The organism is Sphingosinithalassobacter tenebrarum (genome assembly GCF_011057975.1).
Classification (GTDB): Bacteria; Pseudomonadota; Alphaproteobacteria; order Sphingomonadales; family Sphingomonadaceae; genus Sphingomonas; species Sphingomonas tenebrarum.
In genome coordinates this window covers 834,824-847,349 of the sequence record NZ_CP049109.1, presented here as the reverse complement: position 1 = coordinate 847,349, position 12,526 = coordinate 834,824, and the positions used below count along the sequence as shown (strand labels likewise).

Sequence of the window (12,526 nt, the reverse complement as noted above, 5' to 3'; positions counted from 1 at the left end):
CGCTCGCGCAAGCACAAGAGGTATTTTTTGGCCAAGGAAGAACTGCTTGAAATGCGTGGACAGGTCGTTGAGCTGCTGCCCAACGCCATGTTCCGCGTCCGCCTCGAGAATGATCACGAAATTCTCGGTCACACCGCAGGCAAGATGCGCAAGAACCGCATCCGCGTGCTGGTAGGCGACGAAGTGCTCGTCGAACTGACGCCCTATGACCTGACCAAGGGCCGGATCACCTATCGCTTCAAGTGAGGTGAGCGGGGCGGCGCTTTACGTTCCGTTTGGGCTGAGCTTGTCGAAGCCCCGTACTGTCCTTCGCCCACTGGTGGAAAAGGCAAAACGGCGCTTCGACAAGCTCAGCGCGAACGGTCGGGAAGGTTGGTAGCTCGATGAAACTCGTCCTCGCCTCGACCAGTCCGCGCCGCCGCGACTTGCTCGCGCGGCTGGGCGTGACGCCCGACCGCATTCAGGGCCCCGACCTCGACGAAAGCCCGCGACCCGGCGAATTGCCGCGCGCCTATGCGCTGCGGCTCGCCGAGGAAAAGGCGCGCGCGGTGCCCCGCGAGGAAGACGAGATCGTTATCGCGGGCGACACCACCATCGCCGTCGGCCGCCGCATTCTCAACAAGCCCGAAGACGACGCCGATCACCACGCGATGCTGCGCCTGCTTTCCGGGCGGCGGCACCATTGCCTGTCGGCGGTCTGCGTAATCGACCGTGACGACAAGGCACGCACTCGGATCGCCGACACCATCGTCACCTTCAAACGGCTGAGCGATGCCGAGATCGACGCCTATATCGCCAGCGGCGAAGGCACCGGCAAGGCGGGTGGATACGCCATTCAGGGCCGCGCCGAGGGGCTGGTCCGCTATCTGGCGGGGAGCCATTCGGGCGTCGTCGGCCTGCCGCTGTTCGAAACGCGCGCGCTGCTGGTCGCGGCGGGCTGGCCGCTTGGCTGAGTGGCTCTATGAAGCCGGGATCGGCGAGGCGCGCGCCGCGCTGGTCGCGGACGGCACGATTCGAAAGCTGCGGATTGAGGCCGAAGGCACGGGGCCGCGAGTCGACACGATTGCCGAAGCGCAGCTGATCGATCGCGCCACCGGCCGCGTGAAACTCGACAGCGGCGAGGAGGCGCTGTGCGATTCGCCGCCTCGCGCAGTCACGCAGGGCGCGCGGCTGACAGTGCGCATCACGCGCGAGGCGATTCCCGAGCCCGGCCGGTCGAAAGTCGCCCGTGCCGTTCCCGCCGAACCCGATGCGACACCCGCCCCCGGCCCCGACCTGCTCGCGCGGATCACCGCAAGCGGCATTCCCGTCCGCCGCTGCCGCGCGCATGAACCCGATCGACTCGAAGCCGCGGGCTGGTCCGAAATTCTCGAAGAGGCGCGCACCGGCGAAATCGCCTTTCCCGGCGGCGCGCTGCGCATGGCGGTGACGCCGGCGATGATGATTTTCGACGTCGACGGATCGGGACCGCTCGAACCGCTCGCAGTCGCGGCGGCGCAGGCGGTGGCGACGGCGGTCGTCCGGCACGGGATCGGCGGATCGATCGGAGTCGATTTCCCGACGCTGGGCGGCAAGGCGGCGCGCAACGCCGTCGCCGAGACGCTCGACGCCGCGCTGCCCCAGCCGTTCGAACGGACGGCAGTCAACGGTTTCGGCTTTATGCAGATCATTCGCCGCCGCCCGCGCGCGTCGCTGCCCGAGCTGCTTGCGGCCGATCCGGCGGGCGCTGCAGTGCGCGGCGAACTGCGCTTGCTCGAACGCCTTCCCCCGCCCGCCCCGGCTACCCATATGCTGGCAGGGCCGCGCTATCGCCGCCTGATGCAGGAACCCGGCTGGATCGCCGAACTGCATCGCCGCACCGGCGGCACCACGCAATTTCAGGAGCAAGACGACAGGCGATGACGCGACGCGACAGCTGCCCGGTTTGCGGCAATCCCGCCCGAAACGAATTCAAGCCCTTCTGCAGTCGCGGCTGCAAGGATCGCGACTTGCTGCAATGGCTGGGCGAAGGATATCGCCTTCCCGGCGAGCGGGTCGATCCCGAGGCGCAAAGCGGACTGGACACGCCCGACAATCGCGACTAGGAGGCGGCCCTTCCAGCGATTCCGCTGCGAATGCCCAGGTAGCTCAGTTGGTAGAGCATGCGACTGAAAATCGCAGTGTCGGCGGTTCGATTCCGTCCCTGGGCACCATCGCCTCCCCACAGACATTCGCAACCATTCGAAAATGGCGGATTTTCGCTGTTCTTGACGGTATCGGGATCGTCGAATCAGGCCGGGTAGCGGCTGCTTGCCGACGCCGCTTTCCCCCGGCTCACCTTCCACGCGCCATCGGCAGGGCCCTCAGCGTCGAACGAAGAATTCAACCGGGACGGAAATCTCCAGCTCTTCAGGGCGGTCTTCAGGAATTGGAGGGAGCGGTTCGGAACGACGCAGCGTAGCGAGCGCGGCACGATCGAGCGTTCTCGACCCCGAGGATCGCGCAATCGATGCGGAAAGAATCCTTCCCGCCCGGTTCATGCGAAAACGAATGTGGACGACTCCCTGTTCCCGCCGCGCGCGTGCCGCAGCCGGATAGCGGCGATGCTGTTCGAGATGTGCCAGCAGACGTGTTTCCCAGCTCTGCTCGACGTTGCTCGCCGCCAGCGCCGCCGTCGGCGCCGCAAGCGATCGGGGAGCGGTTGTTTCCGGGATGGGGTCGGCCTGTCGCGACTCGGGAAATTCCCGCGGAACCTCGATGCGCGGCGGCGCGGGGATGCGAGGGATTACCGGAATGTCCTTTTGAGGCTCCTCCGGTTCCTCCGGTTCCTGCTCCTCCTGTTCCGTCCGGGCGGGACCTTCGGGAACTTCGCGCACCGGATCGGGTGGCGCGGCGAGCGGCAGCAATTCAACGACGAGCGGCGCCGGAGCATCGGACGGAGACGGCGGAGCCGCGTACCAGCGTATGATCGAAACGGCCAGTATCGCGGACAGGAGCAAGGCAGTCAGCAGGATCGCGATGCCGCGATTATGCCAGCGCGTACCGATATATCGGCCACCGGCCGTGCCGCCCCCCGGACCGGTTTCACGAATGACCGGGGCATCGTCCGCCCGTATCATATCGGGCCGGGTCGCAACGCCTTGTCGGTAGCACATGGTTACACCCTTGCGCGCGGACGGCGCACGACCCAGGCGGCACAAGCGGCCAGCGCGATGCCGACGAGGATCGCCAGACCCGGCGTGGGGTGCGCGAAGAACCAGAACAGCGCAAAACCCGATGCCATTCCCACACAGGCCGCGATCTTGCCGTGCGCCGATACGGCCCTTCGGGAGCGCCACGCCCGAAGTCCGGGCCCGAAGCGCGGATGACGCAACAACCAGGCCTCCAGCCGCGGCGAGGAGCGCGCGAAACAGGGTAACGCCAGAATCAGAAAGTCGGCCGTGGGAAGCAGCGGCACGAACAGGCCGACAAGACCTATGCCGACCAGCACGAAGCCGAGCGCAAGCCATAGCGCACGCCAGGGTCGCTTCGCGTGGCCGCCGCCACCGGCCCGGAGGCGTTCCTCCTCCTCAGTCAAGGCGGCGGTCGACCAGAGACTGAACATGCGCGAAGGCCGCGTTGGCGCCCGCTGCAGCCCGTGCCTCGTCTTCGGGGTGCAGCGGTATCGCGTCGAGCGCTTCGGTGAACGCACGCCAGTGCGCCGCCGGTCCCTCGGCGGCGGGCGCCAGATGACGGCCGCCGTAGCTGTCCGAAAGACCAAGCTCCGCCGCCTTCTTGCGCAGCAGCGCAGCGCCCAGATTCGATCCCTCCACGACGTAGAGCCAACCGAGCGCCGTCGGGATATCGATCGGCGCGTCCGTGTCGAAAACGGGCGACGCATCGACAGGCGGCGGCGTCAGGCCAAGGTCGGCCAGATCGGCCTCGATCGCGGTGAGGCGCCGTCGCGCTTCCAGCCCGGGGAGCAGTTCGCAGAGCCGCTGCGCATCGTAAAGTGCGTCGACTTCGCGGTGCAGTGCCCATTGCACCTGCACGAACCAGCCATAGCTTTCGCGCGTTTCGAACGCGCCGGTCGCCATGATCGAACCGTCGAGCCGGTCATGCGTCGCATGCGTCTGCGCCTTGAGGCGTTTCGAAAGTACCAGGTCGCGGATCTCTGTCATGATGTCTGCCCTCCGTCAGAAGCGAAAGCTGACGCCGACGCGCAGGCTGTGCATATCGGCCCTGTTTCGTGCGCGCCGGCCATTGACGATGTCGGACGTGCCTTCGACGTCGGTGAACTCGTAGATCGGGATCTGGAAGATCGGCCCGAGTTCCTCGAAGCCGGGAATAGTGCCCCATTCGGTGCCGACCACCTCCCTGTAGAGGAAGCTCTTGCCCACCCCGGCTCGCGCGTCGTTGAAGTCGAAGGACTGACGGCCGAAGCGCGCATAGGCATATTCGGCGCGCAAGGACCAATTATTGCCGATCGCCACTTCCGCGCCGCCCGCCAGCGTCCAGCCGATGCGGGTGTTGGTATCGCTTTCGGAAAACCACGGCTCCGAAAGGTCGCCATAGGGTTCCTCGGGAGTCACATTCTGACCGATCCCGTCCTCGTCGAGATGGATGGTGTCGCGATATTGCGTGCGCGTCTGGCGTTCGTTGAGGAAGGCAAGCCCGCCCGCACCGTAGAGCAGCACTCGCCCGGTCGAATAGCCGAGCCGCGCGCGTGCCGTGCCGTACCAGTTGAACCGATATTCGGTATCGGCCTGGTTGCGCAGATCGCAGACGCCCAGCGTGCCGCATTCATAGCTCATCTCGAGCTCGGTCGAGACCGCATATTGGCGCGTCCTGCCGCGGCTGATGTCGAAGCTCAGTTCGCCTCCCGCGAACCAGGCGCCACCGACCGGGACGGTATAGCCCGCATAGCCGCCGATCCAGCTTGCGTTGACGGAGGCATCGGCGGATTCGGTCGCGGGAATGCCGCCAGCAGTGCCGTCGGTCGCGGTCGTTTCGCCCTGCGTGCCGATCAGGCCATAGCCGGCCTGGAGTCCGACATAGGGGCCGGACCAGTCGCCGTCGAACCCGCCGAAGAGCGTGTTGTCCCCCAGTCTTTCCGCCGCGGCGAGCCGTCCGCCCAGCGACGTTCCCCGCTCGGGGCCGCCGAAGCTGCTGGTGATACCGAATCGGAGGGTTCGCCCGGGTGACGGCATCAGGCCCAGCGTGAGCGCGTCCATATAATAGCGGTCGGTGACGTTATCGACGGCGATGTCGAGGCGCAGATATTCGTTGAGGTCGAAGCTGCCGTAGAGATCGAACACGTCATAGGGCTGCCAGTCGACGACGGTCAGCGAACCTCCCCAGCTCACGATCGCGGCGTCGCGTTCACCCACATGCGTATAGCGCCCGCCAAGCACGAGCCGCTCGTCGAACAGGCGCACCCCGGCATGGGCCGACAGGCTCGTTTCGGGCGGCAGATGCGCCGGGATATAGCTGTTCGGCGTACCGCCCTTGCGGCAGAGATTATCCTCCGCGCAGAATTCCATAAAGGTGTAGTAGGCGCCGCCGATTTCGGCGAAGACGCTGCCGGAATCATAGCGGGCCGATGCTTCCAGTCCCTGGAACCGGGCGCTGTCGATATTGATGACCGACGTCATCCCGTCGCTGCTGCCGCGCGTCAGATAATCGTCGATATCGTTGGTGAAATAGGCGAGCTTCGCTTCGAACAGGTCGTTTTCGGCAATCAGCGATGTGCGCTGCAGATTGACCCCGAATTCGGTCGTGCGCGCCCGCTCGGGCACGATGGGATTGCGCGGATCGGGGCGAAACGAGAAGCCCGTGGTCGATTCGAACAGGCTGGGATTGCGGATCGCCTCGGCATAGCGGCCATAGAATTGCAGCCCTGGCAGCGGCTCGACCAGAAAGGCGAAGATCGGCGCAAAGCCCGTATTATGCTCGTGATTATAGCCCGTGGCGCGTTCGCCGTCGCCCACCGAGATATCGACCAGATTATTGTCGTGCGATACGGTGTCGGTATAGCGCAGCGCCGCGTCGAAACTGACCCAGGGTGCCGGCTTGAACTGCGCCGCGATGAAGCCGCTATATTCGTTCCGCCAGCCGTCGCGCGGCTCGACGAAATCCGCATAGCCCGAATTTTCCTTATACTCTTCCCAGCCGTCGGGCGGCATGATCCGCTCCCGCGTATAGGAACCGCCATAGTCCAGTTCCAGCGCACCGATCGGCAGGTCCAGCCGCGAGGTGTTCGACAGCGTGACCCCCCAGCGATCCGACTGGCTCTGATAGGCCGCGTCGCCCACCGTGACATTGCCACCGAAATCCCAGCGGTACAGCGTTTCGATGCTGGTATAGCTGCTCGTCGCCCACAGATCCGCCTTGAACTCGATCAGGTCGTTGTCGGCGGGGTTCCAGCGATAGCGCGCGGTATAGGTGTCGACTTCGGCGCGGCTGAGCGGCGGCTGCATCGCGCCGCCGAAGCGAATGATCTGCGACGGCATCAGCTCGCCGAAATCGCTTTCATAGCGGATATAGGAAAGATCGAGCCCCATGCCGTTGCCGAAGCGATAGGTGCCGCGCAACAAAGCCGAGGTGTTGTCCTGCGAGGTGGCAAGCACTTCCTCGCCCAGATTGTAGCGCCGCAGCACGATACCGTTGATGCCGCTGCCCTCCTCGGGAACGGTACCGTGGTCGCCGCCGAAATAATTGCCGGTCTTGCGCCGCGCGAACGCCGCGACGAGTTCGAAGTCCGCGATGCGTCCAGCGGCGGCAAGGCTGAAATTATAGCCGTTGAGATCGAGCAGCCCGGGCCGGTCGAACCGCTCCTCGGTGCCGTTGCCGGTGCCCAAGGTCTCGACCGCGGGCGGATCGACATTATTGCCGTTGAGGCCCGCGCGGGCGCGGATGCCGAATGTCCCGCCGGGCGCGATCAGATCCTTCGCCCCGATGGTTTGCGCGCGCACCACGCCGCCTGTCGCCCCGACCCCGTCGGCCGATGCACTCGGGCCCTTTTCAATGGTGACGCTGCCGATCAGATCGGGGTCGAGATAGGTGCGCCCGGCAACCCCCGAATAGCCGCGATAGACCGTCGATTGCTGGAGCGATCCGTCGATCACCACCGGCACCCGGTCCATCCCCTGCATGCCGCGGATATTGACATCGAGCGCGCCCGAATTGCGGTTGTCGCCGTTCAGCACGCCGGGGATTCCCGACAGAAAGTCACCGGGCGAGGTACCGCGCATCCGCTGAATCGCCTCCTCGCCGCGATAGGCGGTCGAACCGGCGGTGCGATAATTGCGATGATCCGGCGCGCCGCCCGGCCCTTGGGCCGCGCCACCGCTCGCGGCCCGTCCGCCGTCATTCCCCGCCGCGCCTTCGACGCGCAGCGTTCCGAGCCGCACCGTTCCGTCCGATGTCTGCGGCACGGGTTCGAGAGTCACTGTGTCGGCGCCGGTAAACCGGTAGGTGAGCCCGGTTCCGGCAAGCAGCCGCGACAGCGCCTCTGCCGGAGACATGCGGCCGGTCACGCCCGGCGAACCGACATCGGGTAGCGCCGAGCCATAGGTGACACTGATGCCCGAGACCCGGCTGAACGCATCAAGCGCGCCGGCGAGCGACTGGGCGGGGATATCGAACGCCGCTTCCCCGGCCTGCGCCTGCGCCCGCGCACTCGGCGCAATCATACCGGCGACGGCGGTGGAGCCCAGCAACATGGCCATGCCAAGCATCCGCCTGCGGTTTCGAATCTTCCCCATCGCGACCCCCTTCATCGAGTGTTTCGGCAGACGCATCGCCTGCGCTTCAACACGGAAGACGGGGAGCCGGTAAAATTGTCAGGCGCTATTGCGAATTATTTTCATATAGGCCGAGCTAAGGAGAGAAACGGCGTCATTCGGGAGATACGCATCGGCAGCGCATCGGCGAGTTCCTCCAGACCATGATCGGCATCCTCGACGCCGATCATGAGCGTTACCGGTCGCCGTGCGAGCCGCTCGTCGGGAATGACCGTCCAGCCGCCGGTCCAGCGATCGAGCTCCGCGGCGACCTCGCCGAGCGGCTGCCCGGAAAAGACGAGTCTGCCGTCGCGCCAGGCGAGGCGAGCAGGATCGGCGCCCGTACTCTCCCCGATTCCGGCCGTGCCATATTCGAGCATCCGGCCTTCACCAAGCTCGCGGCTCGCGTCGTCCAGCGTAACCCGTACGCGATGCCGAGTGACCGACACGCGCGCGCCATTGCCCTTGGCGGCCACTGCGAAGGCCGTCCCGAGCGCGCGGGTGACTCCGCCCGCCGCTTCGACTTCGAACGGCCGCGCCCGATCGGCGGCGACGTCGAACCATGCCTCCCCCTGCAGCAGGCGGACGCGACGGCGCGACGGCGAAAAATCGAGCGCGAGCGCAGTCGCCGTCGACAATTCGGCGCGCGACCCGTCGGCGAGTGTCACCACACGCCGCTCCCCTGGCCCGGTCCGATACTCCGCGAACGGATGCGGCCCCAGCATCAGGCGCCCGCCTCCCAGCACGGCAATGACTGCGGCGGCCGCGCCGGCACCGCCCCGCAACAACGTACGCCGATCGATCGCGCGCGACGGAGCGATGCTTCCGGCAAGGCTGTCGAGCCCGCCGGACGCTCCCCAAAGGCGTTGCAAGCGTGCGTAAGTTGCCGCGTGTCGGCGGTCAGCGGCGCACCACGCCTCGAACTGCGACCAGGCGTCTTCATCGGCGCCGTCGCGTAACGTCACGAACCAGTGCGTCGCCTCGGCCATGACCGGGTCGACCGGCGGCTGCGCGTTTTCCCCGCTCGCGCGGTCGTTCATGTCACGCCTCCCTCCAACAGGCGCGGCCAGGGCGCGCCTGTTGCTCGATAAGACGTTTTTCGGGTCGCTTTGTCAGGGTTCGCCATCGAAATCCGCGTCGGCCGCAAGTTGAATGGCGAGCAGCGCGCGCGTCATATGTTCGTGCACCGTCTGCCGCGATATACCGAGCCGACGGCCGATCTCGGCGAAGGACAACCCCTCGATGCGCGAAAGACGAAACACTTCCCGCGGACGCGCGGGCATTGCCGCGATGATCCGGTCCATGCGACGCAGTTCGTCACGCGTGACGAGCTGGGCCTCGGGGTCAGGACGTGAATCGGCGACCGCGCGCAATTCGCTGTCATCGACGGCAATCTCGACGCCGGCCGCCAGCCGGCGACCGCGATCGACCACCAGATTGCGCGCGACACGGAACAGATAGGCCGACAGATTGCCGATGCCACCCCTGTCTTCGCGAAGCACGGCGATCATGCGCGCCCAGCTTTCCTGGGCTATCTCTTCGGCATCATGCGGATTGGAAAGCCGGCGCCGCAGCAACGCGCGCAGCCTCCGGTCGACATCCGCAATGTCGGCGATAATCGGTTTCGAGGGTTGAAACAGAGTAGCTCCATCCGATCCGGCATTTCCGTGTGGAACGAGGCGGTATCTCAGATGCGAATGAGTCGCAAGTGCATCATCCAGAAACCCTCGTGCCGAATATTCCGGCGATCGTTCCGGCATTGGACGGAAAATAGAAGTGAACGTAGCTGGCGGTCAGGCTTCCCCGGTAATAGAGCCGTTCGCCGGCGCCGCCATTGGGATTGGTCGCGATACGGTCGGCAGTCAGCGATGTGTCGAAGCGCGAATAATGGAATGTATGCCCGCGCAGTGTACCTTCCGGCATAGCCATTTTCTGCAATCCCAGCGCGGCGAGCCGGCGCTGCATGACGACATGGCCGGGCAGGATGCCCAGCATGTCACCGCTGGTACCGCAGCCGTCGTTCAGGCTGTCGGCACAGTAGATCATGCCGCCGCATTCGGCGAGGATCACCTTCCCCGTGGCATGATGATCGCGGATGCTTTCCAGCATCGTGCGATTTTCCGAAAGCTGCGCGATATGCAGTTCGGGATAGCCGCCCGGCAGCCACAGCGCATCGCAATCGGGCAGGCGCGAATCGCACAGCGGCGAGAAAAAGCGCAGTTCCGCACCCATGCGCCGCAACAGCGCGACATTGGCCGGATAGAGAAAGGCAAAGGCCACGTCGCGGGCAATGGCGATCCGCGTGCCGTGCAGCGAAGCAGGTGGCGAAGGAGCTTCGGGATGCGCGAGCGCGACCGGTTCGGGCAGCCAGTCGGCATCGGCGGGAAGCAATTGGGCGGCGCGCCGGATGCGCGCGTCCAGATCGGCGATCTCCCCGGCCTGCACGATGCCCAGATGCCGCTCGGGCAAGTCGATCTCCGCATCGCGCGGCATGGTGCCGAGCCACCGGACATCGCCCTTCAGGCTGTCGCGAAGCATCGCGGCGTGCCGCTCGCTCCCCACCCGGTTGCCGATTACCGCCGCCAGCCGGATATCCGAACGATAGGTGGCGAGGCCATGAACCAGCGCGCCGAAGCTCTGCGCCATCGCCGATCCGTCGATCGTCGCCATCACCGGCAGGCCGAGACGGGCGGCAAGGTCGGCAGCGGAGGGATCGCCGTCGAACAGCCCCATCACGCCCTCGACCAGGATAAGGTCGGCCTCGCGCGCTGCTTCATGAAGCAGCGCGCGACAATGCGCCTCGCCGCCCATGAACAGGTCCAGATTCGGAACCGGCGCGCCGCAGGCCCGCTCCAGGATCATCGGATCGAGAAAGTCGGGGCCGCATTTGAAGACGCGAACCGTGCGGCCGAGATCGCGATGGCGGCGGGCAAGCGCCGCCGTCAGCAGCGTCTTGCCCTGCCCCGATGCGGGCGCCGACACCAGAAGCGCGGGGCAATATGCCTCGCTCATCGGCGCCACCTCACCAGTCGATGCCTTCCTGCGCGCGAACGCCGCTGCGGAAGGCATGCTTCACATCGCGGATCGCGCTCACCGTATCGGCGGCTTCCACGATACGCTCATGCGCCGCGCGGCCGGTTATCACGACATGCTGCATCGGCGGGCGCGCCGCGATGGCTGGCATGATATCGTCCAGCGAGAGATAGCCGTAATTGACGGGATAGGTCAGCTCGTCGAGTACCACCAGATGCACGTCGGGATCGGCAAGCGCTTCCTTCGCCTTTTCCCACCCCGCCCGCGCATTGGCGATATCGGCCTGCCGGTCCTGGGTATCCCAGGTGAAACCTTCGCCGCATTTTTCCCATCGCACATCGGGATGCGCATCGAAGAAGGCGCGTTCGCCCACCAGCTTCGCGCCCTTGATGAACTGGAAGATTGCGGCCTTCCGGCCATAGCCCAGCGTGCGCGCTACCATGCCGAAGGCCGAGGAGGACTTGCCCTTGCCGTTTCCGGTCAGGACCAGCAGCAGTCCCTTGTCGATGGTCGCCTTCGCGATCTTCGCGTCAACGACCTCCTTGTGCTTCCTCGTACGTTCCTTGTGGCGGCGATCGAGCTCGCTCTCGCTCATGCCCGGCGCGCGGCGGTCGGCAGCTGCCCCCCGGTCCGCGTCCAGAGCGTGTGGCACAGCGCGGCGATCCCCAGCCAGATCCACATCGACACGAGATTGCCGGGAAAATAGCGCGCCACGCGTCCGGCGAACTCGGCCAGCGTCGGCTGATCGAAATGACCGCTCAGCAGGTAAAAGCCGCCGCTCGAGAAACAATGCGCGACGAAAGCCGCGGCCGTGGCGAGAAGCGCGAAGGCAGGCAGCGCGCCGACCGTCGGCTCCAGATTGCGCGCTGCGAAGCGCCCCGCGAACCACATGGTGCCGTAGGCGGGCACCAGCATCCAATAGGCCGGCGTGAAGCAGAAGCCCGAGCCGCCGAGCAGATAGATCACGACGACGTCGATCGCGAAGCCGAGCGCGAACAGCGCCGGAAAGGCGAGCCTGTTCCGCACGAAATAGCCGAGCACGAAGAAGCTGGCCCAGGCGGTGTCGGGCATATGGAAATACTGGTCGAGAAGATGCGGCCGGGTGGCCAGCATCAGGGCTGCGAGCACAGCAAGAATGACGGAATCAGCGCGAGCAAAACGGGTCACGGGACCTCCCTTTCAGACGTTCGAACCTTGTCGCTCGTCAAGGGATGGCCCTCGTTCGCCCGGTGCATCCCGCCCGTACGAATGAACGACGGCCACGGGCCGGTTTCCTGACTCTCGGTTCTCTGCGTTCCGCCGCCTTCTCGAAGCCCGAGGGCTTCAATGGCGCCTGGCGGAGCGCTCCCCGATCACAGTTGCGGGAGCAGTGCCGGCTTAGGCCTTTCGGCCTTCCAGACTTCCCGATTAAGCCCTTTCGGGCACCCGTAGCATCGCCGCAACTATCGCTCCGCAACGCCTCCGGCAAGCCCCGAACGGGTTTTCGCACTTGCGCGGCGCGGAAGGCCGATCTATCCGCCCCGGCGCGACAGGTTCCCCGAAAGGGGATTGAAAGGGAAGTCGGGTGTTTGAAGACCCGCGCTGCCCCTGCAACTGTAAGCGGAGAGCCACCGGCCTTTTGCCATTGGGACCAGAACGGTCCCGAGAAGGCGGCCCGGACCGGCGTTGACCCGTTAGCCAGGAGACCTGCCTGTCGCGGTCGTTCTTCGTCCGGACAGGGTGTGCCGGCCGAACGGGGTAGTCCTCGAGAA

Annotated in this window: 13 protein-coding genes, 1 tRNA gene and 2 riboswitches; of the genes, 5 read left to right on the top strand and 9 right to left on the bottom strand. The window is 65.8% G+C overall.

Going from position 1 to position 12,526, the window contains the following annotated elements; translation table 11 throughout:
- Nucleotides 1-27 precede the first annotated feature (27 nt).
- From infA to G5C33_RS04265, 5 genes are all read left to right on the top strand, one after another.
- Complete coding sequence (gene infA / locus G5C33_RS04285; RefSeq protein ID WP_003049127.1) at nucleotides 28-246, top strand: translation initiation factor IF-1; 219 nt, start codon at nucleotides 28-30, stop codon at nucleotides 244-246.
- A gap of 137 nt (nucleotides 247-383) precedes the next feature.
- Complete coding sequence (locus G5C33_RS04280; RefSeq protein ID WP_165326078.1) at nucleotides 384-953, top strand: Maf family protein; 570 nt, start codon at nucleotides 384-386, stop codon at nucleotides 951-953.
- Nucleotides 946-1,902 carry a ribonuclease gene (locus tag G5C33_RS04275; RefSeq protein ID WP_165326077.1) on the top strand — a complete coding sequence of 319 codons (957 nt, stop codon included), beginning with the start codon at nucleotides 946-948 and terminating at the stop codon, nucleotides 1,900-1,902. The genes G5C33_RS04280 and G5C33_RS04275 overlap by 8 nt, the downstream gene beginning before the upstream one ends.
- Nucleotides 1,899-2,084 carry a DNA gyrase inhibitor YacG gene (locus G5C33_RS04270; protein ID WP_165326076.1) on the top strand — a complete coding sequence of 62 codons (186 nt, stop codon included), beginning with the start codon at nucleotides 1,899-1,901 and terminating at the stop codon, nucleotides 2,082-2,084. Before G5C33_RS04275 ends, G5C33_RS04270 begins: the two co-directional genes overlap by 4 nt.
- A 32-nt stretch (nucleotides 2,085-2,116) precedes the next feature.
- Nucleotides 2,117-2,192: transfer RNA gene (locus G5C33_RS04265), tRNA-Phe, on the top strand.
- Nucleotides 2,193-2,342: 150 nt separating this feature from the next.
- Here G5C33_RS04265 and G5C33_RS04260 read toward each other — a convergent pair.
- The 9 genes from G5C33_RS04260 to G5C33_RS04220 form a co-directional block, all read right to left on the bottom strand.
- The gene (locus G5C33_RS04260) at nucleotides 2,343-3,098 is read right to left on the bottom strand and encodes an energy transducer TonB family protein (protein ID WP_165326075.1); all 756 of its coding nucleotides are present in this window, start codon (nucleotides 3,096-3,098) and stop codon (nucleotides 2,343-2,345) included.
- A 38-nt stretch (nucleotides 3,099-3,136) separates the two neighbouring features.
- Complete coding sequence (locus tag G5C33_RS04255; RefSeq protein WP_165326074.1) at nucleotides 3,137-3,583, bottom strand: YbaN family protein; 447 nt, start codon at nucleotides 3,581-3,583, stop codon at nucleotides 3,137-3,139.
- A complete protein-coding gene (locus G5C33_RS04250; RefSeq protein WP_165326073.1) occupies nucleotides 3,549-4,139 on the bottom strand; it encodes a biliverdin-producing heme oxygenase in 591 nt (196 codons plus the stop codon). Before G5C33_RS04250 ends, G5C33_RS04255 begins: the two co-directional genes overlap by 35 nt.
- A 15-nt stretch (nucleotides 4,140-4,154) precedes the next feature.
- Nucleotides 4,155-7,688, bottom strand: coding sequence for a TonB-dependent receptor domain-containing protein (locus G5C33_RS04245; protein ID WP_165326072.1), 3,534 nt, complete (start codon nucleotides 7,686-7,688; stop codon nucleotides 4,155-4,157).
- Nucleotides 7,689-7,825: 137 nt separating this feature from the next.
- Nucleotides 7,826-8,782 (bottom strand): FecR family protein, encoded by a 957-nt coding sequence (locus G5C33_RS04240; protein ID WP_165326071.1) that lies wholly within the window; start codon nucleotides 8,780-8,782, stop codon nucleotides 7,826-7,828.
- Between the two features lie 72 nt (nucleotides 8,783-8,854).
- The gene (locus G5C33_RS04235) at nucleotides 8,855-9,502 is read right to left on the bottom strand and encodes an RNA polymerase sigma factor (protein WP_228275189.1); all 648 of its coding nucleotides are present in this window, start codon (nucleotides 9,500-9,502) and stop codon (nucleotides 8,855-8,857) included.
- Nucleotides 9,456-10,754 (bottom strand): cobyrinate a,c-diamide synthase, encoded by a 1,299-nt coding sequence (locus G5C33_RS04230; protein ID WP_165326069.1) that lies wholly within the window; start codon nucleotides 10,752-10,754, stop codon nucleotides 9,456-9,458. The genes G5C33_RS04235 and G5C33_RS04230 overlap by 47 nt, the downstream gene beginning before the upstream one ends.
- 10 nt (nucleotides 10,755-10,764) lie before the next feature.
- Nucleotides 10,765-11,370 (bottom strand): cob(I)yrinic acid a,c-diamide adenosyltransferase, encoded by a 606-nt coding sequence (cobO, locus tag G5C33_RS04225; RefSeq protein ID WP_165326068.1) that lies wholly within the window; start codon nucleotides 11,368-11,370, stop codon nucleotides 10,765-10,767.
- Entirely contained in the window at nucleotides 11,367-11,888 is a 522-nt protein-coding gene (locus G5C33_RS04220) for a hypothetical protein (protein WP_165326067.1), read from the bottom strand. Before G5C33_RS04220 ends, cobO begins: the two co-directional genes overlap by 4 nt.
- A 134-nt stretch (nucleotides 11,889-12,022) precedes the next feature.
- Nucleotides 12,023-12,219, bottom strand: a riboswitch (cobalamin riboswitch).
- Nucleotides 12,220-12,288: 69 nt separating this feature from the next.
- Nucleotides 12,289-12,483, top strand: a riboswitch (cobalamin riboswitch).
- Nucleotides 12,484-12,526: the final 43 nt, after the last annotated feature.